23 protein-coding genes are annotated in these 24,753 nt (G+C 70.1%); 11 read left to right on the top strand and 12 right to left on the bottom strand.

The features are described from left to right. Positions 1–16 precede the first annotated feature (16 nt). From AC07DI_RS00580 to AC07DI_RS00555, 6 genes are all read right to left on the bottom strand, one after another. Entirely contained in the window at positions 17–1,477 is a 1,461-nt protein-coding gene (locus AC07DI_RS00580; RefSeq protein WP_478901279.1) for a penicillin-binding transpeptidase domain-containing protein, read from the bottom strand. 25 nt (positions 1,478–1,502) lie between these two features. Continuing rightward, on the bottom strand, positions 1,503–2,867 hold the full coding sequence (locus AC07DI_RS00575) for an FtsW/RodA/SpoVE family cell cycle protein (protein ID WP_478901277.1): 1,365 nt from the start codon (positions 2,865–2,867) through the stop codon (positions 1,503–1,505). A gap of 283 nt (positions 2,868–3,150) precedes the next feature. Beyond that, positions 3,151–3,501 carry an SH3 domain-containing protein gene (locus tag AC07DI_RS00570; protein ID WP_384249056.1) on the bottom strand — a complete coding sequence of 117 codons (351 nt, stop codon included), beginning with the start codon at positions 3,499–3,501 and terminating at the stop codon, positions 3,151–3,153. Positions 3,502–3,693: 192 nt separating this feature from the next. Further along, a complete protein-coding gene (locus tag AC07DI_RS00565; protein WP_478901275.1) occupies positions 3,694–5,016 on the bottom strand; it encodes an ATP-binding protein in 1,323 nt (440 codons plus the stop codon). After that, complete coding sequence (locus AC07DI_RS00560; protein WP_478901273.1) at positions 5,016–5,798, bottom strand: hypothetical protein; 783 nt, start codon at positions 5,796–5,798, stop codon at positions 5,016–5,018. Before AC07DI_RS00560 ends, AC07DI_RS00565 begins: the two co-directional genes overlap by 1 nt. 54 nt (positions 5,799–5,852) lie before the next feature. Next, positions 5,853–6,476: a class F sortase gene (locus tag AC07DI_RS00555; RefSeq protein ID WP_478901271.1), complete on the bottom strand. Its 624-nt coding sequence runs from the start codon at positions 6,474–6,476 to the stop codon at positions 5,853–5,855. A 309-nt stretch (positions 6,477–6,785) separates the two neighbouring features. Between AC07DI_RS00555 and AC07DI_RS00550 the strand changes: the two genes are divergently transcribed. Continuing rightward, entirely contained in the window at positions 6,786–7,595 is an 810-nt protein-coding gene (locus tag AC07DI_RS00550) for a nuclease-related domain-containing protein (protein ID WP_384249046.1), read from the top strand. Between the two features lie 382 nt (positions 7,596–7,977). Here the strand turns inward: AC07DI_RS00550 and ligD are convergent, their stop codons facing one another. Beyond that, complete coding sequence (ligD, locus tag AC07DI_RS00545; protein WP_478901270.1) at positions 7,978–8,862, bottom strand: non-homologous end-joining DNA ligase; 885 nt, start codon at positions 8,860–8,862, stop codon at positions 7,978–7,980. 109 nt (positions 8,863–8,971) lie between these two features. Here ligD and ku point away from each other — a divergent pair, with 109 nt between their 5' ends. After that, entirely contained in the window at positions 8,972–10,195 is a 1,224-nt protein-coding gene (gene ku / locus AC07DI_RS00540) for a non-homologous end joining protein Ku (protein WP_478901269.1), read from the top strand. Positions 10,196–10,232: 37 nt separating this feature from the next. Here ku and AC07DI_RS00535 read toward each other — a convergent pair whose 3' ends face one another. Then, the gene (locus AC07DI_RS00535; RefSeq protein WP_478901267.1) at positions 10,233–10,997 is read right to left on the bottom strand and encodes a thioesterase II family protein; all 765 of its coding nucleotides are present in this window, start codon (positions 10,995–10,997) and stop codon (positions 10,233–10,235) included. A gap of 281 nt (positions 10,998–11,278) precedes the next feature. Here AC07DI_RS00535 and AC07DI_RS00530 point away from each other — a divergent pair, with 281 nt between their 5' ends. The 3 genes from AC07DI_RS00530 to AC07DI_RS00520 are packed head-to-tail and all read left to right on the top strand — an operon-like array spanning position 11,279 to position 14,509. Then, positions 11,279–11,674 carry an ArsR/SmtB family transcription factor gene (locus tag AC07DI_RS00530; RefSeq protein WP_478901706.1) on the top strand — a complete coding sequence of 132 codons (396 nt, stop codon included), beginning with the start codon at positions 11,279–11,281 and terminating at the stop codon, positions 11,672–11,674. Then, on the top strand, positions 11,667–13,712 hold the full coding sequence (locus tag AC07DI_RS00525) for a cation-translocating P-type ATPase (RefSeq protein ID WP_478901266.1): 2,046 nt from the start codon (positions 11,667–11,669) through the stop codon (positions 13,710–13,712). Before AC07DI_RS00530 ends, AC07DI_RS00525 begins: the two co-directional genes overlap by 8 nt. Then, positions 13,709–14,509: a cation transporting ATPase C-terminal domain-containing protein gene (locus tag AC07DI_RS00520; protein WP_478901265.1), complete on the top strand. Its 801-nt coding sequence runs from the start codon at positions 13,709–13,711 to the stop codon at positions 14,507–14,509. Before AC07DI_RS00525 ends, AC07DI_RS00520 begins: the two co-directional genes overlap by 4 nt. On the opposite strand, the gene AC07DI_RS00515 is transcribed toward AC07DI_RS00520, so the two are convergent. Continuing rightward, positions 14,500–16,044 (bottom strand): LCP family protein, encoded by a 1,545-nt coding sequence (locus AC07DI_RS00515; protein WP_478901264.1) that lies wholly within the window; start codon positions 16,042–16,044, stop codon positions 14,500–14,502. The two genes, AC07DI_RS00520 and AC07DI_RS00515, sit on opposite strands and share 10 nt — an antisense overlap. 79 nt (positions 16,045–16,123) lie before the next feature. Between AC07DI_RS00515 and tatA the strand changes: the two genes are divergently transcribed. The 3 genes from tatA to AC07DI_RS00500 all read left to right on the top strand — a co-directional run bounded on the left by tatA (position 16,124) and on the right by AC07DI_RS00500 (position 18,044). Continuing rightward, positions 16,124–16,354, top strand: coding sequence for a Sec-independent protein translocase subunit TatA (tatA, locus tag AC07DI_RS00510; RefSeq protein WP_478901262.1), 231 nt, complete (start codon positions 16,124–16,126; stop codon positions 16,352–16,354). 201 nt (positions 16,355–16,555) lie between these two features. Continuing rightward, a complete protein-coding gene (locus AC07DI_RS00505; protein ID WP_478901260.1) occupies positions 16,556–16,837 on the top strand; it encodes a hypothetical protein in 282 nt (93 codons plus the stop codon). A gap of 277 nt (positions 16,838–17,114) precedes the next feature. Beyond that, the gene (locus AC07DI_RS00500) at positions 17,115–18,044 is read left to right on the top strand and encodes a phosphotransferase family protein (RefSeq protein ID WP_478901259.1); all 930 of its coding nucleotides are present in this window, start codon (positions 17,115–17,117) and stop codon (positions 18,042–18,044) included. A gap of 7 nt (positions 18,045–18,051) precedes the next feature. Here the strand turns inward: AC07DI_RS00500 and AC07DI_RS00495 are convergent, their stop codons facing one another. Continuing rightward, positions 18,052–19,446, bottom strand: a complete 1,395-nt coding sequence (locus AC07DI_RS00495; RefSeq protein ID WP_478901258.1) for a hypothetical protein — start codon at positions 19,444–19,446, stop codon at positions 18,052–18,054. 291 nt (positions 19,447–19,737) lie between these two features. Here AC07DI_RS00495 and AC07DI_RS00490 point away from each other — a divergent pair, with 291 nt between their 5' ends. Genes AC07DI_RS00490 through AC07DI_RS00480 form a run of 3 tightly spaced genes read left to right on the top strand, consistent with a single transcriptional unit; the run spans position 19,738 to position 21,057 of the window. After that, the gene (locus AC07DI_RS00490; RefSeq protein WP_478901257.1) at positions 19,738–20,265 is read left to right on the top strand and encodes a bifunctional DNA primase/polymerase; all 528 of its coding nucleotides are present in this window, start codon (positions 19,738–19,740) and stop codon (positions 20,263–20,265) included. Beyond that, complete coding sequence (locus AC07DI_RS00485; RefSeq protein ID WP_384249024.1) at positions 20,265–20,588, top strand: hypothetical protein; 324 nt, start codon at positions 20,265–20,267, stop codon at positions 20,586–20,588. Before AC07DI_RS00490 ends, AC07DI_RS00485 begins: the two co-directional genes overlap by 1 nt. Positions 20,589–20,592: 4 nt before the next feature. Further along, a complete protein-coding gene (locus AC07DI_RS00480) occupies positions 20,593–21,057 on the top strand; it encodes a hypothetical protein (protein ID WP_478901255.1) in 465 nt (154 codons plus the stop codon). A 1,755-nt stretch (positions 21,058–22,812) separates the two neighbouring features. On the opposite strand, the gene AC07DI_RS00475 is transcribed toward AC07DI_RS00480, so the two are convergent. Then, positions 22,813–24,060 (bottom strand): XRE family transcriptional regulator, encoded by a 1,248-nt coding sequence (locus AC07DI_RS00475; RefSeq protein ID WP_478901253.1) that lies wholly within the window; start codon positions 24,058–24,060, stop codon positions 22,813–22,815. Between the two features lie 160 nt (positions 24,061–24,220). After that, positions 24,221–24,556, bottom strand: a complete 336-nt coding sequence (locus tag AC07DI_RS00470; protein WP_478901251.1) for a GntR family transcriptional regulator — start codon at positions 24,554–24,556, stop codon at positions 24,221–24,223. Between the last annotated feature and the right edge of the window lie 197 nt (positions 24,557–24,753).

Raw genomic sequence — 24,753 nt, 5'->3', positions numbered from 1 at the left:
GAGGAGGGGGCCACGCTCAGCGGGGGCCGAGCGCCGCCTCCATCACCGCCTTCGCGATCGGCGCCGCGCTGCCGCCCCCGCTGATGTCCCCGCGGTCCGCCGCCGCGTCCTCGACGACCACCGCGACGGCCACCGAGGGCTCCCCGTCACCCGGCGCCTGCGCCCAGGAGATGAACCACGCGTACGGGGCACCGATGTTGTCGACGCCGTGCTGGGCGGTGCCCGTCTTGCCACCGACGATCACGCCGGGGATCGCCGCGTTCGTGCCGGTGCCCTCCTCGACGACCTGCTGCATCATCTCGCGCAGCTGCATCGCCGTGGCCGGACTCATCGCCTGGCGCAGGGTCCTGGTGCCCGAGGCGTCGATCACGTCGCCGTCGTCGGTCGTCGTACGGTCCACCAGACGCGGAGCCTTGACCGAGCCGCCGTTGGCCACGGCCGCCGAGACCATCGCCATCTGCAACGGCGTCGCCCTGGTGTCGTACTGCCCGATGGCGGAGAGCGCGAGCTGCGCCTTGTCCATCGAGGTGTCGAAGTTGCTGGCGGAGACGGCCGAGGGAATCCGCAGAGAGCCGTCGTTGAAGCCGAAGCCCCATGCCGTGCCGGACATCCGGGCGAGCCCCGTGTCGACCCCGAGCTTCGCGAAGAACGTGTTGCAGGACCACCGGAAGGCATAGCGCAGCGACGCGTCGGCGCACCCGTCCACCTCGTTGGTCAGCTGGGTACTGGTACCGGGCAGCGTGTACGGGCTCGGCGACTTCGTCGGCGCGTCCAGGTCCTTCACCGTGCCCGCGTCGAGCGCCGCCGCGGCCGTGACCACCTTGAACGTCGACCCGGGCGGGTAGGTCTGGCGGATCGCGCGGTTCAGCATCGGCTTGTACGCGCCCCTGGTCAGCTCCGCCCAGTCGTCCGCGACCTGCGGGCCGGTCCCCGAGAGCCGTTCCGGGTCGTACGAAGGGGTGCTGACAAGGGCGAGGATCTTGCCCGTCGAGGGTTCGAGCGCGGCCACCGCGCCCCGCTTCCCGCCGAGACCCGCGTACGCCGCCCGCTGCGCCGCCGCCTTGATGGTGGTCTCCACCCGGCCGCCGGGGGTCCGGGCGCGCGTGATGTCGTTCCAGAGGGGGAGCGGGGCGAGCATCGGGTCGGTGCCGGAGAGGATGCCGTCCTCGGCGTGCTCCAGGAAGGTCGTGCCGTACACCTGCGAGGCGAAGCCGGTCACCGGTGCGTACAACGGCCCGTTCTTGTACGTGCGTTCGTAGCGGAGCTGCTCGCCGGTGTCCTTGGACCCGGTGACGGGCCGTCCGTCGACCAGGATGTCGCCGCGCGGCTGGCCGAACCGGACGATGGCGTTGCGGCGGTTGGCCGGATTGGCGTCGAGGTCGCCGGCCTGTACGACCTGGACGCGGGTGGCGTTGACGAGCAGGGCGATGAGCAGCAGCGCGCAGAACGCGGCGGCGTGCCGGATGTACCTGGTCACACGGCCTCCCCGCGGATGGGTCCGGTCACGCGGCCGCCCCGCCCACCGGCTGGCTGCGCGCCGAGTCACTGACCCGGATCAGCAGCGCCACGATGATCCAGTTGGTGACGACCGAGGACCCGCCCTGGGCGAGGAACGGCATCGCCATGCCGGTGAGCGGGATGAGGCCCGTGACGCCGCCCGCGATGACGAAGACCTGGAGCGCGACGATCGACGCGAGCCCGATCGCGAGCAGCCGTCCGAAGGGCTCGCGCAGGGCGAGCCCGGCACGGAATCCGCGCTCCACGAGCAGGGCGTAGAGCAGGAAGATCGCGCAGAGGCCGGAGAGGCCCAGCTCCTCGCCCGCGGTCGCCAGGATGAAGTCGGACTTCGCGGCGAAGCCGATGAGGATGGAGTGCCCGAGCCCGAGACCGGTGCCGAGCATCCCGCCGGCCGCGAACGCGAAGAGCGACTGGGCGAGTTGGTTGGGCCCGCGCCCCGCGTCGATGGAGGCGAAGGGGTGCAGCCAGTCCTCCACCCGGCTGTGCACGTGCGGCTCCAGCGAACCGACCGCGAACGCGCCGAGCGCCGCGAGCAGCAGGCCGACGGCGATCCAGCCGGTGCGGCCCGTGGCGACGTACAGCAGGATCACGAAGAGCCCGAAGAAGAGCAGCGAGGTGCCGAGATCGCGCTCCAGAACGAGGACGCCGACGCTCAGCAACCAGATCGCGACGATGGGTCCGAGGACGCGCCCGGTGGGCAGCTGGAGTCGCTTGAACCTCCACAGCGTGCGGCCGGTGTACGCGAGGGCGTTGCGGTTGGCCGCGAGGTAGCTGGCGAAGAAGACGGCGAGCAGGATCTTGGCGAACTCACCGGGCTGGAAGGAGAGGATGCCGACCCTGATCCAGATCCGGGCGCCGTTCACGGCGGGGAAGAAGATCGGCACGATCATCAGGATGAGCGCGGTGACGACGGAGAGATAGGCGTAGCGCTGCAGGGCGCGGTGGTCGCGCAGGAGGACGACGACGGCGATGGACAGGCCGACGCCGATGGTCGACCAGATCAGCTGGGCGGGCGCGGCCTCGTCGTTCGGGGTCTCCAGGTCGAGCCGGTAGATGAGCACCAGGCCCAGGCCGTTGAGGAGCACGGCGATGGGCAGGAGCAGCGGATCGGCGTACGGGGCACGGAAGCGGACGGCGAGGTGCGCGAGGAGGGCGAGCACGCCGAGCCCGGCGCCGTAACCGGCGGCGCCGGGCGGGACGGTGCCGTGTCTGGCGAGGCCGACGGCGCAGTAGCCGTACACCGGGAGCAGGACGGCGACGACGAGCAGGGCGAGTTCGGTGCCCCGGCGCCGGGGGACGCGCACAGCGGGGACCGCGGGGGGTGCGGAGCCCGTGCTCGTTCCGGCCATGCCGGGAACGTAGCAAGTGATCGGCCTAAAGTCCGCTTATGTCGACTATGTCGGCCGGGCGGAGTGCGGGGCGCCGGTGAGGGGCCGTCAGAGCCTGTGTCATATCCCCGGCCGGGTGGGCGTCGTCTGGCACGCACGCTCGCCGCGTTGCCGAAAAGCCCTAGTAGCTCCTCCCCCAGGCCTGAAGGGCCCGGGGGGACCCCCACCGAGGACTTCCCGGCGCCTTGCGATCGCACGCACCAGACGACGCCCACTGATCCGACCGGGGATATGACACAGGCTCTCAGCACCAGCGCGGCACCTTTCCGATGTTGGCGATGTAGTGCGCGGCGCCCCAGGCCCAGGTCCCGTCGGTGAGCAGGTACCAGATGTTGTTGTTGACCACGCGTCCGCCGCGCGTCTTGCAGAAGATCGTGACGACCTTGCCGCGGGGCACGCTGCGGACCACCTTGCCGCCGCGGTTCGGCGCGGTGCGGAGCAGCAGTCCGTTCTTGGCGGTGACGCGGCCCTTGTAGACGGGCGGTTTGCCACCGGCGTCGTCGAGGGCGGCGGCCGGTCCTGTGACGGTGAGCGCGGCGAGGGCGCTGCCGGCGGCGAGGATGCCGAGCCGGGTGACGGTGGACCGCGGGGACATGGGGCCTCCTTGGGAGGGTAAGGCGGTTCGGGGGCGGCTCTGACGGTGAGACAGAAGCCGCAATTCACATGAAGCACGGCACATTGCACCCCCGCAACCTCACCAACCTCACCTGACGTCCCCGTAGGCACCCTCAAGGGGCGCGGGGGAGCGCGCGCTCAGCCACGACGCACCCGCAACCGGGAAGCGGACCTACCCCGTCCCGCTCCCGGCGTCGCCCTCGGAGCTCTCCTCGAACGGCAGCCGCACCGAAGCCACGGCCCCACCGCCCCCCGCTCCGTCGGCCGCATTGGAGAACGTCAGCCGGGCGCCGAGGACCGCCGCCTGACCCAGCGCGATGGTCAGACCGAGACCGTGCCCCTTGGCCGACGTGGCCTCGGTGCGGAAACGTTGCGGCCCGTGCTCCACCAGGTAGTCGGGGAAACCGTCACCGTGGTCCCGGACCGTCACGACCGGCCCGTCGACGGTCACGACGACCGGCGGACGCCCGTGTTTGTGCGCGTTGGCGACGAGGTTGCCGAGCACCCGCTCCAGGCGCCGCCGGTCGGTCTCCACGCAGACATCGCGGACGACGACGAGCTCCGTGCCCTCGCCGGAAGAGCGCACCACCCGCTCCGCCAGTGGAGCGAGCCGATGGGCGTCGAAGTCCACCCGCTCGCTCTTCGCGTCGAGCCGCGAGATCTCAAGGAGGTCCTCGGTCAGCGTGCGCAGCGCGGCGACGCGGTCCCGCACCAGCTCCGTCGGCCGGCCCGGCGGCAGCAGCTCGGCCGCCGCGTGCAGCCCGGTCAGCGGTGTACGCAGCTCGTGCGCCACGTCCGCGGTGAACCGCTGCTCGCTCAGGAGCTTGCCCTGAAGCGTCGAGGCCATGGTGTCCAGGGCCCCGGCGACCGCGGCCACCTCGTCCTGGTGGCGCGGCACCCCGGTGGCGCTCGGCCCGGAGTGCGGGTCCCTGACGCGCGCGTCCAGGTCACCCGCGCTGATCTTCCGCGCCACCTGCGCCGTCAGATGCAGCCGCCGGGTCACGCGGGTCACCGCGAACGCGCCGACCAGCAGCGTCGCCCCGATGGCGAGCGCCGAGGAGCCGACGATCGCCCGGTCGAGGCCGTCGATGGTGCGGGCGCCCTGCGCGTAGTCGACCCGGACGGCGATGACGTGGTCGTCCGCGGCGGGTCCCGCGGCCCACATCGTCGGCCGGGACTCGTGGTTCGCGACCATCGTGCCGCGCTGCCCGCCCACCGCGAGGTCGCGCAGCCCGCCGGGCAGGCCGGCCGGGTCGACGCCCGCGCCGGGGCCGAGGCGGTCACCGGCCTCGTAGCGCTCGGTGACCTCCTTCAGGCGGTCGAGGGCCCGTTCGCGGGCCTGGCCGACGGTCTGGTTGGTCACCGATACGTGTACGAGCGCGCCGAGCAGCGCGGCGAGCGCGCAGCACATGACGGTGATGAAGACGGCGGCCTTCCAGGTGAGGGTCGCCGTCCAGGCGGGGAGCCGGGGCCCGCGCGGCTGCCGGTCACTCATCACCCGCCGCTCCCGGAGGAGGAGCCGGCCGAAGCGGAGGAGCCGGAGGACGACGCGGAGGGGGAGGGCGGCGGCGTGGCGGGCCTGGCCGTCGCGGACCGGTGCGATTTGGGGTGGGGCGCGTTCCCGGAGCGGACGATCTCGTCGCTCTTCGGCAGCATCGCCTTCTGGTGCGAGTCCCACGACCAGACGGTGTGGTACTCGTACCCCGCCAGGCTGGAGACGGCGCGGATGATCAGATCGCGCCCGGCGAGCTCGACGCCGAGCACGGCGTCGCTCATCTCCATGATCTGCGTCAGCTGCCGCTTCTCCTCGGCGTAGACGCGGATGTCGAGGTTGTCGTCGGGTGTCGAGATGCCGACGATCAGGTCGTCCTTGCCGTCGCCGGTCAGATCGCGGTAGTACGCCTTGAGGACCGGGCAGCGCCCCGGCGAGCCGTCCTCGGCGCAGTCCTTGAGCCGCTCGACCGTCTCCTTGTACGTGCGGTCGGAGGGTTCGTACGTCCCCGGGTTCTCGGTGAAGTCCGCGCGGACGACGTCGACCGCGTCCACCTTGCGCAGGTCGCCCTTCGGCACCTCGACGCCCTTGACCCTGACGCTCTCTATGGCGCCGTAGTCCTCGGCGGGCACCGAGGGGGACGGCAGGTCGGGCCAGAGGTGGGTCGGGCCCTGGGCGGTCGGCGTCGCGCCCGCGCTCTCCAGCCCGCCCGGGTCGCCGCACCCCGCGGCGAGGAGCACGGCGAGAACGGCGAAGGCGGCGGGCGCGAGCCGGCTGCGGTTCACTGCACTCCTGCCTGCCGCGGGGTGCGGCCTGTCGTGTCGCCAGGCCTGCCGTGCTCACGGCACCAGGTCGGCGTAGAGAATGATGTTGTCCGAGCGGTGGCCGCCCACGATGGGCCCGCCGCAGGTCAGCAGGCGCAGCTCGGGCCGGCCGGTCGCCCCGTACACCTTATTGGTGGGGAAGTCCTTCTTGTCGACCTGCTGGATCTCACGCACCGCGAACGTCGCCGTGCTGCCGTCCGCGCGCGGGACCCGCACAGTGTCCCCGACCTTGACCTTCGCGACGTTCTTCAGCAGCGCGGGACCGTTCGCCGTGTCGTAGTGCGCGACGATCACGGCGGCCCCCTTCTCGCCGGGAGTGACCCCGCCGGTCCACCAGCCGGGCTCGTCCGCCTTGTCCACCGGCGGCACGCCGAGCGTGCCGTCCGCGCCGACGCCGAGATCGAGCATCGATGTCGCGTCGACGCCCGCGGAGGGTATGCGCAGGCCGGTCGGCCTGGACGCCATCATCGGGGCGACGGCCCGCTCGGCGTGGGCGCCGACGGCGTTGCGCACCTTGACGTCGGGGGCGGGGTCACCGCTGCCGCTGCCGCCCTGACCGCAGGCGATGAGACCGAGGCCGAGGGAGCCGATCAGTGCCGCGGCGGCCGCGAGGTGGTGGGTGCGGGTGCGGGTGGTCACGGTGGGCTCCTGGGGGAGAGGGGGACGGGGGGGGGAGGGGAGGCGCGGGTTCGGAGCCCCTGACGTACTGAGGAGAAGCTCAGGCCCGACGATAGATGTCCGCTATTGCGGCAATTCGTCGTCTATGTAACAGCGGGCCATAGCTGCGGGGGCGGTGCGGTCACGGGGCGGCGGCACGTGAGGCGCGAGGCACCCGACCCCCCCGGCCCTGGCCCCGGCGCAAAGAAGCCCCAACCCCCCTCCCGCCGTGGCGAGGTTCTTGCCGCGGGAGCCCACGGGCTGTTCCCATGGTCGAGGGGGTGATGACGCATGACCGGACTGCGCGTCGTACCGGCTTGGCGGCATGGGCAGGAGCGGCTGTACGTGTGCCTGGCGGACGGCAGGAACGTGGCGTGGTACGACCGGGAGTCGGCCCGCGTGAACCTGCTCAGCGAGGATCGTGAGCAGGAAGTCCTCAAGGCCCTCGGGCCCTTCCTGACCGGCCAGTTCACGGTGGGCCCGCCGCCCGTGCCCACCCCCGTCGAGCTGGCCCGCCTCGCGCTCCACCCGGACGACGACCTGGCGCCCAACCGTCCCGGCGAGGCCCTGCGGATCTCCCTCGAACGCGACCCGGTGCCGGCCCGCAGGCTGCGCGCGGACGCCCGGCACCGCGCGCTCGCCGCGGAGCAGGCGGTCGGTGAGGCACTGGAGGCCCTCGAAGGCGCGGGCTGGCGGGTTCTGCACTCCGTTCCGCTGCCCGGCGGCGCCCGGATCCACCATCTGCTGATCGGCCCCGGTGGCCTGTTCTGCGTGGGCACGCTGGCCGTCCGCAAGCAGCGGGTACGCATCGCCGACCCGATGGTGACGGTCGGCCGCGCCGAGCCGGTCCCGCTGCTGCGCTCGATCCGCTCCGACGCGGGCCGTGCCTCCTTCGCGCTGACGGCCGAGGTCCGCCCCGTCCTGGCCCTGGCCGGAACAGGCGCCGCCGACCTGACCGTGACGGCGCCGCCCCGCGATGTACGAGTCCTCGGCGAGTCCGACCTACCGGGCCTGGCCCGCCTCGGCGGCGTACTGAAACCGGCCGACGTAGAGGCCCTCCACGCCCTGGCCAGAGACCGCCACACCTGGCAACAGGTCTGAGGCGCCACGCGCCCCTGAAGGGGCGCGGGAAGCCCCCACGGAGCGGCACCGGCCGCCGAAGCGGCCCGTGCGGGGGCGCCTGCTCTGCCGGGGCGGCGCGCTGGCGCCCCCGAAGGGGCGCGGGGAACGGCGCGCTCAGCCCCCACGCTCCCGCACAGGCCATCGAAGCGTTCCGCACGACGGCGCCTGCGGGCGGCCCGGAGGAGGCCTGCTCTGCGGGGGCGGCGCGCTGGCGCCCCCGAAGGGGCGCGGGGAACGGCGCGCCCAGCCCCCACGCTCCCGCACAGACCCGAGACGCCATACCCCCCTTAAGGGGCGCGGGGAACTGCGCAGACCGCCCCCACGACCCCGCACCGCCGCCGCCACCCCACCCCACCCCACCTCACCCCGGCAAAACCCCCGCCTGCCCCACATCAAGAAGAGGCGCAAGCAGATCCCCGTCCCGCTCCAGCCGCGCAGCGACATCTCCCGCGGTGAAGACCAGCCGCCCCGGCTCCCCGCACTCCTCGACCTCCCCCCACCTCACCGGCGCGGAAGCGGTCGGCTCGGCCCGAGCCCGCAGGGTGTACGGCGCCGCGGTCGTCTTCGCCGCAGCGTTCTGGCTGAAGTCGACGAAGACCTTGCCCGGCCGCAGGCTCCGCGTCATCCGGTGCACGACAAGACCGGGCAGCGCACGTTCCGCCTCGACGGCCAGCCCTTTGGCGTACGCGGTGACCCGTTCGGAGGGGGTCGGCTCCAGCGGTACGAGCAGATGCAGCCCCTTGCTGCCCGACGTCTTGGCGTAGACGTGGAACCCGTCGGCCACCAGCCGCTCCCGCAGCCAGAGCGCCGCCAGGCAGCACTCCACGACGGTGGCGGGCGGCCCCGGGTCGAGGTCGAACACCATCCGGTCGGCCTGCGCAGGGGCACCCGCACGCCACTGCGGCACGTGGAACTCCGTCACCAGATTGGCCGCCCACATAAGGGTGGGCAGGTCCTGGACGAGGATCTGCCGCACGCCCCCCTCGGAGCGGGGCACCTCGGCCGTCTGCACCCAGGCCGGTGTCCCCGGCGGCACGTTCTTGGAGAAGAACTGCTGGCCGTCGGGCCCGTCCGGATAGCGCAGGAAGGAGGCGGGCCTGTCGCGGAGGTGGGGGAGGAGGGCCTCGGCCGTACTCGCGTAGTAGTGCAGCACCTCGCCCTTGGTGAAGCCCGTCGCGGGGTACAGCACCTTGTCCAGATTGCTCAGCGGGAGCCGTCGCCCCTCCACCTCGGTGATAGGCGTCATAGGATGAGAGTCCCATAAAACGCCCATACATCAACAAAAGCACAAAAGCGCAAAAGCCCAATCACCCCCTATGCCTTTCTCCCCTTCCACCCCCCGTGAGGTGTCGGACGTGCGATCCATATGGAACGGCGCGATCTCCTTCGGCCTGGTCAGCATCCCGATCAAGCTCGTGAACGCGACCGAGAACCACTCGGTCTCCTTCCGCCAGATCCACACCGAGGACGGCGGCCGGATCCGCTACCGCAAGGTGTGCGAGCTGGAGGAGCGCGAGGTGCCGTCGGCGGAGATCGGCAAGGGGTACCAGGACGCGGACGGCTCGATCATCCCGATCACGGACCAGGATCTGGCCGCGCTCCCCATCCCGACGGCCAGGACGATCGAGATCGTCGCCTTCGTCCCGGCGGACCGCATCGACCCGCTCCAGATGGACGCCGCGTACTACCTCTCGGCGAACGGCGTCCCCGCCGCCAAGCCGTACACGCTGCTGCGCGAGGCGCTCAAGCGGAGCCAGAAGGTGGCCATCGCGAAGTTCGCCCTGCGGGGCCGGGAACGGCTCGGCATGCTGCGGGTGGTCGACGACGTGATCGCCATGCACGGCCTGCTGTGGCCGGACGAGATCCGGGCACCCGAAGGGGTGGCCCCCGATACGCACGTCACCGTCCGGGACGCGGAACTCGACCTGGCGGACGCCCTGATGGACACCCTCGGCGAGGTCGACATCTCCACCCTCCACGACGACTACCGCGACGCCGTCGAGGAACTCATCGCCTCGAAGGTCGAGGGAACGGGGCCGGCGGAGCGTACGCCCGCCGCGGAAGGAGGCGGCGGCAAGGTCATCGACCTGATCGCCGCCCTGGAGAGCAGCGTCCGTGCCGCCCGCACGGCACGCGGCGAGGAGCCGGCGGACGACACGGTGGCCGAAGTGACACCGATCCAGCGGAAGTCGTCGCGGGCGACGCCCAAGCAGGTGGGCGGCAAGAAGTCGACCGCGGCGTCGTCGGCCGCGGAGAAGAAGAAGGCAGCCCCCGCCAAGAAGCGGACGACGAAGGCGTCGGAGAACAGGGCACCGGAAGACAAGGCATCGGAGAGCAAGGCGCCAGCGAACAAGGCATCAGCGAACAAGGCATCAGCGAACAAGGCATCAGCGAACAAGGCATCAGCGAACAAGGCATCAGCGAACAAGGCATCTGAGAGCAAGGCCTCGCAGACCCGGGCGGCGCCCGCGAAGTCGGGCACCGCCAAGACGGCCGCCAAGAAGACGACGACGGCGGGCAAGAAGACGACCGCGGCGAAGAAGACGACGGCGACGGCGAGACGGCGGGCGTCCGCCTGAGGCGGACCCTCTCGCCGGCCGCTCCCCTCACCACCCGTCAGGGCGTGGCCGTACGCGACCCCCGCAGCGAGCCGGCGACGACGTCGGTGACGTACGGCAGATGATCGTCGAGGAAGAAGTGCCCTCCGGCCAGCACATGGAAGGCGAAGGCGCCCCGGGTCTCGCTCTCCCAGGCCCGCACGTTCTCGACGCCGACGCGCGGGTCGGCGTCACCGGCCATGGCGACGACGGGGCAGTCGAGCGGGGGCCCGCTCCGGTGGACGTGCCCGTCCAGGAGCCGGTAGTCGGCGCGTACCGGCGGCAGGATCATCTCCAGCAGGTCGGGGGAGGACAGGAGCACGTCCGCGGTGCCGGACAGGGTCCGCATGTCCTCGACGAGTTCACGGTCGGACATCTCGCTCACCGGCCGCCGGGCCGAGGCGGGCCGCGGCGGCAGTGAGGGCGCCTGCCGGCCGGAGACGAACAGGGCCGCGGGCGGCCGCCCCTCCGCGGTCATGCGCCGCGCCGTCTCGAACGCGAGGAGCGCGCCCATACTGTGTCCGAAAAGCGCTGTCGGCGCGCCGTCCGTCCACCCGGGAAGCGCGGCGAGCACGGCGTCGACGACCTCGTCGGCCCGCTCGGCGAACGGCTCGCGCATCCGCTCCTGCCGGCCCGGATACTGCACGACCAGCGGCTCGACGACGCCGGTGACGGCGGCCGACAGCGGACGGTAGGCGCTGGCGGAACCGCCCGCGTGCGGGAAGCAGACCAGGCGGGTCCCCGCATCGGGTGCGGGGTGGAAGCAACGTATCCAGTCGCCCACGAGCGGGCCTCCTCTCAAGTGCCGCGCACGGCGGCGGGTGTGCGACCGCCAGCATGCCCGAAGACGGCACGTCGGCGTTGATCATGTCCACGGACTGCGGCGCAGATCACGGCATCCGGGTCGACCTAGACTGGCCACGAAGACGAGAAGAAGCCGGACGCCGTACGACGAGAAGTGGCTGTCGTGTCGGCTGGATGCTGGAAGTCGTACGACAAGCCGGAAGCCGTACGACATGAAGCCGGACCGGCAAGCAGCGGACGAGGGTAAGAAGGACGACGGTGGTGGGAGTAGGAGCGGGAGCGGGAGGCCGGCAGGCGACGACGGGTGCCGACGGCCACGACGATCCGCCCGCCGAACTGCTCACCGAGGCCGCCGCCGCCTTCGGCCTGCTCGCCTCGTCCGCGCGGCTGCACATCGTGTGGGCCCTCGCCCAGGGCGAGAGCGACGTCAGCGGCCTCGCGGAACGGGTGGGCGGCGCGTTGCCCGCCGTCAGCCAGCACCTGACCAAGCTGAAGCTCGCCGGCCTCGTCGGCTCCCGCCGCGAGGGCCGCCGCGTGGTGTACTTCGTCGCCGATCCCGGCGTGGTGACGGTGGTGCGCCTGATGGTCACCCAACTCGCGTCCCGGGCAGAGGCGTCCGCCACCCCGGCCCGCCGCCTCCGCGGAACCGGTGCCTGAGGGTCTCGTGCCCGAGGTGCCGCTGAGGGGCACCAGGGCGTCGGTGATCGCCGAGAACCGCATCGGCCCGGCGCCCTCCCCGACGGCGCTGGAAGTCCTGCGCTCCCTGGACACCGGACCGCGCGGCCTCACCGAGGAGGAGGCCGACGCCCGCCTGGCCCGCCACGGCGAGAACACCTTGCCGACCCCGCGGACCCCGCGCTGGCCCGGCCGCTTCGTACGCGGTCTGCGCGACCCCTTCACCGCCGTCCTGCTCTGCCTCGGCCTTGTCTCCGCCACCGTCGCGGCCTGGGGCACCGCCTGCGTGATCACCCTCCTGGTGGCGGTCAGCTGCGCGCTCCGTGCGACCGGCGAACACCGCGCGGACCGTGCGATGACGGCGTTGCGCGACCTGGTGGCCACGACGGCCACGGTCGTACGCCGCCCCGCCGACGACGCCCCACCGGCGCGCCGCGAGATCCCGGTCGACCAACTCGTCCCGGGAGACATCGTGCGCCTCGGCCCGGGCGACCTGGTCCCGGCCGACGTCCGCCTGCTCCGGTCGCGCGGCCTGTACGTGAACGAGGCCGCGCTGACGGGGGAGTCGGCACCGGTACCGAAGCACCACGCGCCCGCGCCGGACGCCTGCTACCAGGGCAGCAGCGTCACGGCGGGCAGCGGCACGGCGGTGGTGACGGCGACGGGCGGGGGGACGTGCTTCGCCACGGCGTACACCGAGCAGCCAGCCGCGCCCGGAACCGGCGGAGCCACCGGAACTCCCCGATCTCCCGGAACCACCCGAGCAGACAGCCGCCGCACCCTCACCCCCACCTCCCTCCCCACCCCCACCTCCCTCCCCACCTCCCTCCTCAGCCCCACCTCCCTCCCCACCGCCTTCGACCGCTCCGTGCACGGCATCTCCTGGATCCTCATCCGCTTCATGCTGCTCATGCCGCCGCTCGTGCTGATGGCGGACGCGGCGCTGCGGGGCCGGGGCCTGGAGACGCTGCCGTTCGCCGTGGCGGTGGCGGTCGGGCTCACCCCCGAGATGCTTCCGGTCGTCGTCACGACCTGCCTGGCACGGGCCGCCGCACGTCTCGCCCGCGCCCACGGCGTGATCGTCAGACGGCTGCCCGCCCTGCACGATCTCGGCGCCATGGACGTCCTGTGCGTGGACAAGACCGGCACGCTCACCCAGGACCGCCCGGTGTTCGATCGCGCCCTCGACACCGAGGGCCACGACGCCCCCGAAGTCCTGCACTGGGCGGCCGTCAACGCCTGGTGGACCCTCCAACTCGCCGACCTGCCCGCCCCAGACGCCCTGGACGAGGCGATCCTGGACGCCGCCGACGAGGAAGCGCTCACGCACGGCGAGGGCATCGCGGCTCTCCCCTTCGATCCCGTACGCCGTCTCGCCACGGCCGTCGTGTCGTGCCCCGGCGCCGGCCTCGGCGTCCACACGCTCGTGGTCAAGGGCGCCGTCGAGAACGTACTGGAGCACTGTGCTCTCCCCGACGAGGAGCGCGTACGTCTCCACGCGCACGCGGCACGCCACGCCGAGGCGGGCCTGCGCGTGCTGGCCGTGGCCACCGCCGACCGCCCCGCACGGCACCGTGACTGGACCCCGGCCGACGTACGGGGCCTGACGTTCCGCGGCTTCGTCACGCTGCGCGACGCGTTGACGCCCGCCGCGGGACCGGCCCTGCGCGCCCTCGCGGAGCGGGGCGTCACGGTCAAGATCCTCACCGGCGACCACCCGGGAACGGCGGCCCGCGCCTGCCGCGACCTGGGACTCGACGTCGACCGGGCGGACATCCGCACGGTCGCCGACCTCGACGGTCTCACCCCGGCCGCACTCTCCGAACTGGCCCACCGCACCACGGTCCTCGCCGGTTGTACGCCCGAGGACAAGGCTCGCGTCGTCGCGGCGCTGCGCGCCCACGGCCACACGACGGGCTTCCTCGGCGACGGCGTCAACGACCTCCCGGCCCTGCGCGCGGCCGACGGGGCGTGGCCCCGCACGACGCGGTGCCGGTGGCGAGGGAGGCGGCGGACATGATCCTGCCGCAGCGCGCCACGACCGAGCCGACGGCGTCTTCCACGGGCTCCTCCCGCCCCTCGGGCCTGACGGCCATCGTGCACGCCGTCACCGCGGGGCGGGGCAGCAGCACGAACATCGCGACCTACCTGCGCATCACGCTCTCCTCGAACCTCGGCAACGTCATAGCGATGCTCACCGCGGGCCTGCTGCTCCCGTTTCTGCCGATGCTCCCGGCCCAGGTGCTGGCCCAGAACCTCTGCTTCGACGCGGCCCAACTCGCCTTCGCCTACGAGCGCCCCGCCCCCACGGCCCTGCGCCGCCCCACCGCACTGCGCCCGCGCGCCTTCCTCCGCTTCATCACGGGCTTCGGCGTCCTCAACGCCGTGGCGGACCTCGCGACGTTCGCGATCCTCGCGCTCGCGGTGCCGGGCCCGACGGGGACGGAGGACGAGTCGGTGTTCCACTCGGGCTGGTTCACGGAGAACCTGCTCACCCAGGCCTTGGTGATGCTGCTCCTGCGTACGACGCGCGGCACGGCCGGCGCGGCACGCGGCGTGACACGGGGAACAACGCGCGGCGCGACATGGGGAACAACGCGCGGCGTCCCGACCGCACGCCTCGGCAAACCCGCGCCGATCACCTGGGCGGCGACGGCCCTCGCGGTCACGGGCCTGCTGCTCCCGCTCACCCCGCTGGGCCCGCTGCTGGCCATGACTCCGCTGCCGCCCTTCTACTACCTGCTCCTGGCCGCGGTCCTGGCCCTGTACGCGGCGGCCCTGACCACCCTCAGGTGCCGCTTCACCGCTCAGCCGTAGGACAGATCGGAGCAGGGCCCGGCATCGGCGGCCCGAGCCTTGCCGCGACGGTCACCGCCGCCCGCACCACCCGTGCTGCCCGCACTGCCCATGCTGCCCGCACTGTCCCCACTCCCCGTGCTGTCCGCGCTGCCCGCCTCGGCCCCGGACCTCTCGGCGTACGACCGCCCCAGAACCACCCTGACCCCGCCCCCCTCGGCAGCCGCCCGCGCCCGCACCTCGGCGCCGGGAAAGAGCCGGGCAACGTTCTCGGCCCGCGCTTTCAGCCCCTCCCCCTTCCCTTTCCCCTTCCCTGTCCCGTACTCGACGACGGTGGTGACGTGCTCCTGACCGGCGGCCGTACCGGTGCCGGTCACGGTGAACCCGTGCGAGGTGAGCGACCGGGCGGCCTTGGCGGCGAGCCCGTCGACGATGGTGCCGTTAAGAACATGGACGGCGATCCCACCCCCGGAAACCTCTTCGGATTCACGCCGGGATTGCTTTTCGCCACCGTCGACACCCTTGTCCTCCCTCAGAGCAGCCCACAACTGTGAGGCCTCGGGCTCGACAACAGCGACACGAGCGCCGTCGTACCGCCAAGGAAGAGTCACGAACTTGGTGTTGTGCAGATCGATGTCCTTCAAGGACATGGCAAAGGAGATGAGCTTGTCGGCGGACCCGAGACCGGGATCGACGGTCATGGAATGGACGGCGGCATCGGCGAGGGGAAACAACTTCCCGGGACTGAACCCCTCACTCTTGACCTTCTTCAACAGGCCGCTGACGAAAGCCTGCTGCCGCTTGATCCGTCCGATGTCGGACCCGTCGCCGATGCCGTGGCGAATGCGTACGTAGTCCAGGGCGCGCTGCCCCGAAACCTCCTGCACTCCTTTGCGGAATATCCGTCGACCCGGGCTGCCGCGACGGGGATTGAGGTCGCCCTCGTAAAGATCCTTGGACAGGCAGACCTCAACGCCACCCACCACGTCGGTGAGTTCGGAGAACCCTTTGAAATCGACGACAACGGTGTGATCCACCCGAAGCCCGCTCAGCTTCTCCACGGTGTTCTGCGTGCAGGCGGGATTCCCCTTGGCGGTCTCCCCGACGGAGTACGCCGCGTTGAACATGACGTGGTGCTGCGGCTCGGTCCACTTCCCGTCCGGAAGTTTGCAGGACGGTATGTCGACGAGGGCATCGCGGGGAATGGAGACGGCGACGGCATGTCGCCGATCGGCGTACACGTGCAGCAGGAAGGCGGTATCCGACCGCCCGATGTCGTCGGAGTCCCCGCCCCCGAGCGCGCGATTGCCTCCGGTCCGCGCGTCGGACCCGATGACGAGAACGTTCTGCCCGCCCGAACTGCTGTCGGCGGGCCGGTCCCCGGAGATCCCGTCGGCGTCGAACGTCTCGATGCTCCCGCTCAACTTCAGATAGACCCAGCCACCACCCCCCACACCGAGCACGACCAGAGCCCCCACAACAGCGAGCCCCACCCGCCACTTGCGCCCCCGCCCCCGCCGCTGCGCCCGCCCCCGCCTACGCCGGACCCCACCCATCTGCCCACCTCACTGCCGCCCCGTCCGTAACAGTTATATAGTTGCGCAATATAGCAAGTGACAGGCAGCCAAAATCCCCGTGGACCGCACAGAAGCCGGAGGCCCGACAGTGATCCGCAACGCCCTGGAGCCCTGGCACCTACTGATCGTGGCGATCGTGGTCATCGCCCTCTTCGGCTCCAAACGACTCCCGGACACCGCCCGCTCACTCGGCAAGTCGCTACGCATCCTCAAGAGCGAGACAAGGGCACTCAAGGGGGACGAGGTGAAGTCGGAGGGGGCCGTGCGGCCCGAGCGGGACCGAAGCTGACCCGCGCCGAATCGGACCGGACCGGACCGGATCGCACCCGCCGTCTCGCCGCCTCACCCCTCGACAGGCGGCGTCCGGAATTCAAGCCTGCCCAAACGGCTCCGGCATCCGTAACAGACAACTGACCACCGGGGTGCATTTCCCTCAAGCAGGCGCAGGATGGAGACCCGGTCGGACCGGCCGACGTTCGGAGGTACTCCCATGACGCAGCAGACTCTCGGCAGTGGTCATCCCACGAGCGCGGAAAGCTTCTGGTACATCCTCGGATGCATCTCGTTCGGGGCCTCCTACTTCGCAAAGGTTCCCGCCAAGAAGGCGCTCAGCGAATACGGCCTCACCGAGATGACCGGCGCGGAGAAGTTCTGGTACGTCGTAATGAACATAGCGTTCGGCTCCGGATACCTCTCCAAGGTCATCACCAAGAAGGCCCTCTCCGAAGTCACCCGCACAGGCACCCCCGAACGCGTCGAGCCCCTTGTCTGATCAGGAGCCGAGCCCCGAATACAACGCAGCCGGACATCAAAGGCCTTCGCCGCCCGGGTCGGCGTACGGCGGCAGCCGCCTGCACATACGCGAAGACCCCGGCCTCAGCGTTTCCGCTGGTGACGGGGTCTTTAGGCACCTCATGGTGAGAGGCAAGAGCGACCACACCCCTGATCTGCGGGGGAGCGGCGCAAGGACGTGACCTCGACCAGGTCATCACGTCCCTATTACGTGGGTGCCCTGTCCGGGGCCTGGGCCGCGCCGTATCGTCGGAGCCATGATCTCGGGCAGCGGCGAGGAAGCGCGCGGCAGCGGCGGGGAGGACACGGCAGAGGACGTGGCGGTCGTACTGCGCGAGGCGTGCGAAGCGGCCGGCTTGGACTCCGCGGGAGCGGAACTCCTCCGACTCGGATCGAATGCGGTCTACCGTCTCGCGTCCGCGCCGATCATCATCCGCATCACTTGCGACCCGTCCGTTCTGACCGAGATGCAGCGGGCGGTAGCGGTGGCCCGTTGGCTTGAGGAAGCCGACTTCCCTGCGACGCGCGTGCTGGCCGACGTCCGTCAACCCATCGCCGTATGCGGCCGCGTGGTCACCTTCTGGGAGAGCGTCCAGGAGCGGGAGGAGTTCGCGACGGTCGGAGAGCTGGCCGACCTGCTCCGTCGGCTCCACTGGCTCGAAGAGCCCGAATCGCTGGACCTCCCGTACTTCGACCCCCTGGCCAAGCTGTCGTCTTCCCTGGAGAGCCTGACCGCCGTCTCGGAGGGCGACCGCCCTTTCCTGGAGGAACGGGCGTCCCGGCTGTCCAAGGAGTACGGTCGCCTGGACTTCGCCCTCCCCTTCGGCCTGATCCACGGTGACGCCAACATCGGGAACGTCCTGCGTCACCGCGAGGGTCACGCGGTCCTCATCGACCTCGATGGGCTGACCCTGGCGCCACGCGAGTGGGACCTGATCCTGACCGCGATCTACTACGACCGCTACGGCTGGCACACCAAGGCTGAGTACGACGAGTTCGTGCACCGCTACGGCTTCGACCTCATGAACTGGCCCGGCTACGAGACGCTGGCCGACCTGCGGGAGCTGATGATGGTCGTGTGGGTGGGGCACCAGGCCGGTACGAGTGAACGTCACGCCGCGGAGTTCACACGCCGTATGAGATCGCTACGAACAGGCCGGGGCCACGACTCCTGGGGTGCTCTCTAAAGCTCCGTCAATACGTCAGCCGCTGGCCGATCCTTGGCTGAACGTCCCGGCAGCGATCCACAGCCGGTGATCCTGCCCCCCCCTCCGCGAGGCGTCGTGCCGCCGCGCTCGGGCGCCTCGCTCTGAGGTTGTGACGGAACTCCGCGAGATAGCTGACGCACCTCGCGGACTTGAGCTGTTCGCCGAGATCAAGAGCATCGAGAGCTACGCGGCATGCTTCCTCGACCTCACCCGCACGCATGTGTGCGTCGGCAAGGACCATGGTCGCGAAGAAGTCACTCCGCACGTGGCTGCCGCTCATGGCGTTCTCGGCATGGGCCACCGCCCGGCGGGCGCTGTTGACGTCCCGGAAGCAATGGGCGGCCTCAGCAGCAAGCTCGATCTCGTCGAAGTAGCTGATCCACTCCGGCTCGTCCTCGCTGTTCCGACTCTCCAGAGCCTTGGATGCCGCACTCAGAGCGGCTTCGCATCCGATGACATCGCCTGTACGGGCAAGGGCGCGGGCCTCCATGGCGTGGGATTGGGCCCGAAGCGTCGGCGTAGCGACCGGAGAGATACCCATGAGAGCCGCGCGGGCAAGGGTCGCGGCCTGGATGTACCGCCCCAGGAAGGTCGCCTGGTGACTCATTGCGCTCAGGATGCTGCCCGCGAGCCGCCGATCGTTGGCGTCTTGGGCGAGGCGGAGGGCCTGGAGGAAATAGCGCTGCGCCAGCCCGTGTCGGCATGAGTCGTACGACATCCAGCCGGCCAGGAGCGTGGCTTCCGCGACGGTGGAGAAGAGCGCCCGCCCCACTTGTTCCGTGTACCGGCCTCGCAGCAGCGGCGCCACGTCGTTGTTCAGGTATTGGATGACCGAGTGCCGCGCGTGATCCCCACCGAACTGGTCGTCCAGGCGGGCGAACACATCCGCTGTGGTCCTCACCGCTGCCACGTCGCCGAGCCCGACCCGTACTCCGCCGTCCCGCGGGCGCGGAGTACTGGGCTCAGGCGCAACCAACCACCGAAGGGATGCCTCGCTCCACGCGGGCTCGGAAGGCTCTGAGGTGAGCAGAGGGTCGTACTGGTTGAGATCCGCACGCCACAACTGACCGATGGTCTGGATAGCGTCGTCCGGGCTTGCGGGATACGCCGCGTCTACTACGGCCGCGTCCTTGGGTTCGCTGTGATTCAGGCCGAGCTCTCCAGCATTCACGCCGTACGCATCGCAGAGCAGCGGCCCGTAGAAGCTGTCGGGGATGCTGTGCCCGTTCTCCCAACTGGCGATACGCCGCTTGACGCTGCTGTCCGACGGGAGCTGATGCCCACGCCGGGTGGCTGTCTGGCGCAACTCCCTGACCAGTCGCGGCTGGCTCCAACCACGACCGACGCGAGCCTCACGTAGGCGGACACTGGTCGGCTTCATGGAGACGTGAACCCTTCACTCCCGTGCGCATACGCCGGTGGGGCACCTCAATCTGTCCGATCGAATGTACGCGCTTGATACTGCCTCTTGCAGGAAGTAATCGGAGATCATCCTGCGCGGAAACAGATGACGGGGGACGACGCGACCTTCGTGGACGCGTCACCCCCCCGTCACCTCTCGTCATCTGTCCCGGCCTGGTGCTGGGCCAGGAGTCTGGATTCACAGCGGCATTGAGCCGCACGCGACTCCGGTTGAGGGTGGGACGACGTGCAGCGGATGACAAGGCGAGGCGTGGAGTGGCTTACCGCGGCGGCGGACAACGCGGCCGAGTGCCGACAGGTCTGGGTGGAAGACCCGCGAACACCGACGCTGCTGCCGACCGGCCGCCTATTCGACGTGGTGAGCGTGGAACAGCGTCTCGGTATGGAGATGTTCGACCGCCTCCTGCGCAGCGCCATGCCGTTCGGTCCGACGGTCGTCGACCGCAAGGCGCAGAGAGTCGGGTTCTTCCTCGGCTCAGGAAGTCGCGGGACCTTCACGAACTGCCTCGACCGGGAAACGACCTCGCCGCCTCCGTACCGGTACCTCGACCAGGGCTCCGCGATGGTCGTACCCGGCCCCATTCCGCTGGCCGACGACCGCTATCAGTGGCTCCGCGCGCCGGTGCGCCGGCCGGAAGCCAACCCGTTGCGCCCGGTCGCCATGGCGACTGCCTTGGTGGCGTCCGCGGAACTCCTGGCCAGGATCGACCGCTTCGACGAGCGGTACCCGACTCCGTACGTGGCGGCCACCGTTCTCCGCGACGAGGTGGACGACTGATGCCGATCGACCCACCCGACGAGCCGGACGCTGCTGCGTGGTCCCCTCTGCATGGCGACGGTTGGTACGCGGCCCGAAACGCGACGACAGCGCTGCGCGACGCCTTGGTGAGGGCGGGTCTGGAGAAGAACTTCCCGTATCTGCGTGCGGAGCTGAATGCCTTCGGACACGGCTTGGTTGAGCTGGGCCGGGTATCGCCCGACACGGCGGAGCGCGTGGCGGAGCTCCTGCGCCTGGCGCTTGCCGAGGGCTTCGGGCCGGCTCCAGTCCTGGAGGCCCGTCAATCGCTGCCGACCGTCGATGAAGGCAAAGGAGGGCCATAGCGCCATGACTGACCGACGTGGAGTGGTGGCCAGGCGGACGGAAGACCTGATGCCGGGCGCGTCCTACGTCCGCGGTTGGAACCATGCGCGGCGCGGCGTCAACGCGTCAGCCGATCAACTCGCTCTGCTGGGATTGGACTCCGACTTCGCCGGCCTGACGGCAGACGGGAGCATCGTCGGCGACGGGCTGGTGGACGTGCTCGGCAAGGGGCCTGTTGCTGAGCACCTCGTGTGGGTCTACGGCAGAGCCGAAGTGCGTGGCCTGATGATCTCTGCCTCAGGCTTCACGCAGCCAGCCGTAGACGAGTGCCGTCGCGTCCTGGCCCATCGCGTCGTCGTTCTTGGGGAGCTCCGTGAACTCGTGATGGCGCTGGAACAAGAGCGGCCTCTGGATGAGTGGCTCCGGGAGAAGGCACGGAGAGCCATGGTCGATCGCGAACCTCTGGCTATCTACGGTGTCCACTTCTGACGCGACGACCACTCAGTGGGTTGCGCCGCTACGAGGAGGCTTCTTGGCCCGTCTGAGCTGGGGTATAACTCACCAAGATCATTACGTCGACATTGCGTGATCATCGGCAAACGGCTGCTTCTAGCGGCACCGCCTGCACATACGCCAAGACCCCGTCCTCAGCGAAAGCGCTGGTGGCGGGGTCTTTGGGCACCTACTACAAGGTGCCCCCGGCAGGATTCGAACCTGCGCACACGGCTCCGGAGCACATTCAGATTTGAGCTTGCGAATGGGCCCTGACCAGCAGGTTCCTTGATCCTGGGTGGTGTTCGGTGCCTTCCTGTATCGCAGATAGTGCGAAAGGCCCTGACCCGTGACCGCGCTCGATCGCTGAGCGTCCACTGGCGCGAGCTGCCGGACTGCCGCCTCGTTGGCTCCGATTCCACCGTGTGAGAGGGCGCGAGACGTTCCGCTTACGCGGGGAGGCGCAGGGGGAGGCGGCAGGGAGGCGGGGAGTTCTCCCTGAGCGCCTCCCTGGGGTGCCTCCCTGTGTCTGACCTGCGTAGATCAACGATCAGGGAGGCGGGGAGGCGCGCAGGTCAGGCCCTGAAAACCCCCTTCTGAGCGCTTCGGGAAGGGGGTGCCTCTGCCTCCCTGAAGTGGTCGGCTCCGGATTCCGCTTGTGCTCGCAGAGCAGTGAGGACCGCCCTACGGCTGGACGGTCCTCGGGCGCCTCAGCGGGCGGGAGCTCCCGCCGGAGGGGCGAGTGCGGGCTCGCTGTGGGGAAGACGGCTCTTAGGGGAGGGGCGGCCCCTGCCCCCCCCTTCTCCAGGGGCCGCTACGTCCGCTACCGCCGCTACCGCGCAGGTCGGAGCCATGATCGAGGTAGCGGGAAGGGGTAGCGGTAGCGGCTACGACCGACGCCTTCCAAGGGGAGGTGTCTGCGTCCCTTCCTCTCTTCCCCGGTGTCCGCCACGTCCGCCACAAGCCCCTAAGAGCAATGAGGACCGCCCTGCCGGGCGGACGACTCTCAGGCGCCTACCCCGGCGGGAGCTCCCGCCGGACCGCGACCGACCCTTTCCCGGCAACCACGACGGCTCTTCAGGAGGGGGGTCCGGCCGGGGCCCCTCGCCCCCCTCTGAAGAGCCGTCGTGTCCCCAGGGCGATGGAGGGCGCGGTGTCTGTCCGAGGTGCGGATTTCTGCGTCACCGCGTCACCTGCGTCATCCAAGGTGTCTGACCTGCACTTTTCGGGTGACGCAGAGGCATAGGGGTGCGTCATCGGTGACGCAGGCCTTCGTCACCGATGACGAAGGTGACGCAGAGGTCACCGTCTGCGTCACCGCTGTATGCGCAGGTCACGAGGTGTTCGGTGACGCAGTGACGCAGGTGACGCAGGTTTTCCTACTTAGGAAAAGGAGGGGGGTCTGTAGTAGTACGACGCCGGGCGGAGCGTTGCTCCGAACAGCAAGAAGAGCACGCGCGGCCGGGGTGCTCCTCTTGCTTGGGCGCGGCGGTCGCGGTCCGGCGGGAGCTCCCGCCGGGGTAGGCGCCTGAGAGTCGTCCGCCCGGCAGGGCGGTCCTCATTGCTCTTAGGGGCTTGTGGCGGACGTGGCGGACACCGGGGAAGAGAGGAAGGGACGCAGACACCTCCCCTTGGAAGGCGTCGGTCGTAGCCGCTACCGCTACCCCTTCCCGCTACCTCGATCATGGCTCCGACCTGCGCGGTAGCGGCGGTAGCGGACGTAGCGGCCCCTGGGGAAGGGGGCAGGGCGACCTACTGCGGAAGGAATCCCGGGGTGGCTTGCCCGAGATCGCGAAGGCGTGAGAGGTAGTCCTGAGCGGCAGGCTCTGCCGCGTACCGAGTCCGCATCTCGGCCGCTAGTTCCCGGCTGGTCATGATGAGCGACGGGACCGACTGGCGCTCGCCCTGGAGGGCCCTTTCTCCCATGATCAGAGCCTGTTCAAGGTCACCCCCCCGCGCTGCGGTCACACCCAGCGTGACGCGCGCTTCCGCATTGCGCATGGGTGAGCGCTCCGTGCCATCGAAATCTGTCCCCGCTCGGAGGACTTCATCGGCAAGGGTTCGTGCCAACTTGTCCTCACCCACCAGGCGATAGCAGTCCATGGAGTAGAAGTCGAACTTGGCCGGGTCCACCACAAAGTGGTTGTCCAGGTTCTCCGGGTACGGCATCCCTTCGAGCAACGAACGTCCTCGATCAAGTGCCACCTCAACCTGGCGACGATCCCCGAGACGGGCCCACGCCTTCGCCTCCTGGGCTGCAAGCTGCACCCCCACGCTGTGGCGCCCGGCGATGTCGGCGCCTGACTGCGCCGCCGCGATGACGCCCCGGTAGTCGCCCGTGGTGAGTGCGAACCATGCCTTCATCTCGTGTGCCCACCCGGCAACCTCCGGATGATCCGATTCGGTTGCCAGAGACAGGGCCGCCCGCCTCGTCGACTCGGCTGCGTACCGATCACCCGTGTCGTACTCCACGCACCCCACGAGTAGCGCGAGCCAACCGGACAGGGCGAGCACCTCGCGATGCTGCGCGAGCGTGAGGCTCTTCGAGTGGAGTTCTACCACCCGGCGCAACCATTGGCGCCCCTCGATGAGGAGCTGGTCGCTGGGCATGAACGGATACTCCGAACAGAGGCGGTCCGTGGTGATCCGTAGAGCGTCCAGCGTGGCTGAGTCCACGTCCGACCGATTGAGACGGCTCACGATCTCCAGCGTCTCCATACCGCTCACAGCCAAGATCTCCTTGTCCCCATCGCGGCGTGCCGGCGCGGGGAAGAGCGCGTGCGTCACGGTGCCGAAGACCGCAGCGATGAGCGGTTGATAGAACTCATTGGGGATCTGCCCGGCCTCCCACCGCTTCCACTGCCGAATCAGGCTGTCATCTGCGGGAAGCTCTTCCTTGGCGTGGGCCCGGAGCGCCCTGATCGCGTCTCGCTGGGACCAGTCGCGGGCTGCCCGCTCGGCCGCGATGCGCCGCACCCACGCGGGCCTACCGTCGCTCATACGTCCTCCTCGGAGTGCTTACCCGCTGAGTCTCTCGTCCCGCCCCTGGGGACAGGCAAGGGGACAGCCAGGGGACACCGGACATGTCCCCAACGCTCCAGACTGCCCCCCTCAGTGTCACTTACCGCACACCTTCCGTTCCTCGCATGCTGGTTACAGATCAAGCACCGACCTGGGTTGAGCGCCCTTCGAGGGCTTCCACCCGTTCCGTTAGCGTCTGAACCAGGGAGCGGAGTTCATTGATCTCGCTACGCACGTCGTTAGAAGGGGCGCCGCCATCGGCGACGAAGTTCCCGAGGTTCCCGGCTGACACGATCAGCCCTTCAGACCTGAGCAGGGCCAACCCGTTCTGGATGGTCTGGCTCGCGAAGCCGAACCGCTCGATCAACTCTCGTTGTGACGGCAGCTTGTCACCTGGCTTCATGCTGCCGATATCCCCGCGAAGGGCGTCCGCGACCTGCACCGCCTTGGGCTTGGGCCCACCTGTGACAGTCATGCATTGAGCGTACCCACCACAGCGAACTAGTGCACACCACTTCATGAGGGTTGTGCACCACAGCGAACTAGTGCAAGCTAGTCAGCAGCGGGGAAGAGTCGGGATCGAGACTCTGATCTGCGAAAAGTCCTGGTCACGCCAGGAAAAAGCAAGGAGCGGCTTCCTACCGCCAAGCAGACAGCCGCTCCCTGACCCTC

This window comes from Streptomyces sp. NPDC044106, from assembly GCF_056433985.1.
The sequence above is the reverse complement of the archived record's forward strand: the minus strand, read 5'-3'. Positions and strand labels throughout refer to the sequence as shown.